Source organism: Sphingobium estronivorans, assembly GCF_008692605.1.
In the GTDB taxonomy this organism is placed as follows: Bacteria; Pseudomonadota; Alphaproteobacteria; order Sphingomonadales; family Sphingomonadaceae; genus Sphingobium; species Sphingobium estronivorans.
Genome location: NZ_LFCT01000053.1, coordinates 1 through 3,738, shown reverse-complemented (window position 1 = coordinate 3,738; position 3,738 = coordinate 1). Strand labels below are relative to the sequence as shown.

Genomic DNA, 3,738 nt, shown 5'->3' with positions numbered 1-3,738 from the left:
TCCACAACCACCCAGCCGGAACCGCTGAGCCTTCACGGGCCGACCGGAATTTAACGCAACGGATGATGGCCGCGGCGCAACCGCTCGGCATCACGGTCGATGACCATCTGGTGATCTGCCGTTATGGATATGTGAGCTTTCGTAGAGCTGGTCTGATGTAGGTTCCGGCGCCCCCGGCTGGGTATCGCCCTAGCCCCACGCGGCACCATCGGCACGCACCGGCAATTCGTCATGAAATGGGAATTCAGCTTCCACGGGAAGGGAGTGCGCAAATGACGCAGATGATGCCAATAAACCGCAGGACGGCGATGTGCCGCAGGCTTATCGATATGCGCAATGCCGTTGGCGACGCGCTCGGCTATGAATTTTGTCCCAGCCCGATCTGGGACATGCTCCTCGATCTGTATCTCGCGCGGCACGAAAATCGGGGAGTCTATCTTTGGTCCCTGTATATGGTCGCGCATGTTTCACCATCCACGGCGCACCGGAGGGTCCTGGAACTGGAGAAGCAAGGCCTGCTCATGCGGGAGTTGTCCGACCGCGATCGCCGCTGCATCGGGGTCGAAATGACGGAACGCGGCGTTGAAACAGTGAATAGCCTGCTCGATCGGCTGATCGGCATCTGTCAGGCCTCGCCCTTATGATATGCCGTGCCAACGGGGCCGGTCAGCTCCCCAGTACAAGATATCGCAGCCCTTCGGATCATCTCATCGCCAGGTCGATTCCTGTTTCCATGCCAGCGAGCCGCGATCATAGCATCAGGAGGGGATAAATCGGACGAACGGCCCGCGATGCTCGACCCTGGATTACTTCAGGATCGGCTATTGCCCCTTCAGCCACCCCGAAGCATAGCGAATGCGATGGACGATGAGCTGATGAAAATTGTGCTGACGATGTTGCAGCGGGCGCCCGAATGGATCCGACACGATCTTGGCGCAAAGGACAGCAGTCTGCGCGCGCGAGCCGAGGAGGTTTTGGCAGCGATGGTGGAAGCTGCGATTCGTGAGCGCGGGTTCGCCAAGTAGTTGGCGGGGTTTCTGACCATGGAGGGGTCGCAGGCGATGTTGCCTGGGAGGTGCCGCTCCCCTGTCGCTCAATCCCGGTTTGACATATCCGCGTTTTGCTAAGCCAGACTTTCGAAAATGAATGATCCTTAAACAGGACGTCAGTTTGGAGCCTTCATCCAGCCGCAAGGCGATGATCGGCACATGATCGCGGATATGGGCGAGATGACATAAGCCCCGAAACAAGGCGGAGGGCGCGGCCGCGAACCATTACGGATGATCGTGAACAACGCTGACATGATTGGGCACTTCGCCTCGTCAGGCATAGGCATATCCTGCCTCGCTATCGATCATTTTGCATGAATTTTTAATGATATTTCTTGCATTTCACAGCGTATCTGCCTATATCTCCGGCGGAGAACCAGACCATGTCAGCCCTTTCCGAACTCAAACGCCATCTGCGCCCAGGCCAGGTTTATCGCCGGAAGGATTTGTCGCGCTGGTCGAAGGCTGTCGATCGTCACCTGCGACAGCTGCTCGATGAGGGGCGGCTTGAGAAGGTGTCGGCAGGCGTCTACATGGCGCCGCGCAAGACGCGATTCGGCGCCGCGCCGGCAAAGCCAGAGAAACTCGTCGAAACGTTCTTGGGCGATGACCGCTTCCTCATGGTTTCGCCCACCGCCTTCAACAGCCTGGGTGTCGGCACGACGCAACTCCATAATGAGCCGGTGGTCTATAATCTCAAACGGCACGGCCGGTTCAGGCTGGATGGCCGCTATTATGATTTCAGGATGCGGTCATCGGTGCCCCGGCAGCTCTCGAAGGAAGTGCTGCTGGTAGACCTGCTGCACAATCTCGACCGCCTGCCTGAAGACCGTTCAGAAATACTGCCCCGCGCACTGTCGAAGGCTCGGGATATGGCCCCTGCCCGCCTGGCGCGCGCGGTGAAGGAATTTGGCTCCGCCCGCGCCGCTCGCCTGCTTGCGCCCGTGCTCGATCAGGCCTGACGGGCTGCGCCGTGCCAATCCTTCTGCATGAGATCAGTGAATTCTCCGACCTGCTCGACGTGGCCGGCCGCGAGCGCGGCATAGACCCTGCGCTGGTGGAAAAGGACTATTGGCTCATGCACGCGCTATGGGGCTTGCAACAGCTGGGCTTCACCTTCGAGTTGAAAGGTGGAACATCGCTGTCCAAGGGCTTTGGCCTCATCCATCGTTTCTCGGAAGATATCGACATATTGATCCGGCCGGACGGCGAACTCCCGACCGGAAAGAACCAGGACAAGGATCAGCATGTCGCGGCAAGACGAGCATTTTATGACGGCCTGCCACCCCGGATCGCGATTCCGGGCTTCGAGAACGTGGAACGCGACGAGGCCTTTGACGACCGACGGATGCGCAGCGCTGGTATCAGGCTCCACTATGCGAGCGTACATAGCCTACCAGAAGGCGTGAAGGCCGGCATTCTACTCGAAGCAGGCTTCGACCAAGTCGCGCCCAACCGCCCCTGCCTGATCAGCAGCTGGGCCTATGACAAGGCGCTGGCATCGGGCCTTGACGATCTGACGGATAACCGGGCCATCGGTGTACCCTGCTATGAACCGGGCTATACGCTCATCGAGAAGCTACAGACGATATCGACCAAATTCCGGCGGCATGTCGAGGATGGCGGCATGCCGCAAAACTTCCTGCGCCACTATTATGATGTCTATTGCCTGCTCGACGACGCCGATGTCCAGGCCTTCATTGGCTCGGACGCCTATTTCACTCACAAGTCGCGCCGCTTTCCCGCTGCGGACGAGAAGGACATCACGAAAAATCCGGCATTCCAGCTTGCGGATGCCGGCCTTCGCATGCGCTTTGCCCGCGCCTACGAGACGACCCAAGCCCTCTATTATCAGGGTCAGCCACCCTTCGATGCGCTGCTCGCGCGCATTACCGAGCATGCCGTCCGCCTGTAGATGCGCGGTGGGCATGGGCGCCAGAAGGCAGAAGTCGCAGAGCCGCCGGATTGGTCGTTAATGGACTTCCCCAACGCATAATCTCTGCCCGCAGTGAACTGGAAAATGCACAATCTCGGCAAACTCTCGCCCGTACGGCGCAACGCCCTCGTAGAGAACCTGCGAAGCGTGCTGTTTCCCGAGTGAATACCGTCCACGGCATGCCGAAGAACGGAGGAATTGGCGCCGGACGCAGTTCCATACAGCGCGCCCCTAAGGCTTGCTTATGCTCGTTTCGTTCGCCACGATGTGCCACCATTTCCCGAAGGTAAAATATTCTCGGTCTTTGATTGGCGAGTCGTGCGCATGACACCGGAAAATCGTCAGCCAGTGCCCATTCTGCTGAGCGATCTCATCGATGCGCTCGAATTTGTCAGCACTTCCCAACTAGACGAACATCACGCCTATATTTGCAGGGAAACGGGCCGCATCCTTTTTCTGGCCGACAGTGTCGACATGGGCGATGCTGCGAAGTTGCCTGACGATCCGGAGGCCGCAGGCTATATCCTGGTGCCCCATAGACGCGACCTCGACCTTGGGAAAAAGCTGGCGCTCGCATTCGTCGCCGAGGAACTGCCAGAAGCACAGATGGACGTACGGGACATTTTCAGCCGGAAAGGCGCCTACAGGCGTTTCAAAGATCTGCTCGAGGCGAACGGTGCACTTGAAAGATGGTATGCCTATGAGGATCGCGCAGTCGAGGCAGCGATGTGCCGATGGTGCGACGATGTTGGC

At 58.7% G+C, this 3,738-nt stretch carries 6 protein-coding genes; all 6 read left to right on the top strand.

Features of this window, described 5'->3' with window-relative positions:
* Window positions 1-161, top strand: a 161-nt coding sequence (locus F7P65_RS22680) for a JAB domain-containing protein (RefSeq protein WP_420853335.1), incomplete at its 5' end; no start/stop codon positions are given.
* A gap of 111 nt (window positions 162-272) precedes the next feature.
* Complete coding sequence (locus tag F7P65_RS21725) at window positions 273-644, top strand: MarR family transcriptional regulator (protein ID WP_162854747.1); 372 nt, start codon at window positions 273-275, stop codon at window positions 642-644.
* Between the two features lie 216 nt (window positions 645-860).
* Complete coding sequence (locus tag F7P65_RS22140; RefSeq protein ID WP_162854746.1) at window positions 861-1,025, top strand: DUF6771 family protein; 165 nt, start codon at window positions 861-863, stop codon at window positions 1,023-1,025.
* A gap of 407 nt (window positions 1,026-1,432) precedes the next feature.
* Window positions 1,433-2,011, top strand: coding sequence for a hypothetical protein (locus tag F7P65_RS21720; protein ID WP_150295615.1), 579 nt, complete (start codon window positions 1,433-1,435; stop codon window positions 2,009-2,011).
* An 11-nt stretch (window positions 2,012-2,022) separates the two neighbouring features.
* Window positions 2,023-2,964, top strand: a complete 942-nt coding sequence (locus tag F7P65_RS21715; RefSeq protein ID WP_240334434.1) for a nucleotidyl transferase AbiEii/AbiGii toxin family protein — start codon at window positions 2,023-2,025, stop codon at window positions 2,962-2,964.
* A 219-nt stretch (window positions 2,965-3,183) separates the two neighbouring features.
* On the top strand, window positions 3,184-3,738 hold a 555-nt coding region (locus F7P65_RS21710; protein ID WP_205452222.1), incomplete at its 3' end, for a UPF0158 family protein.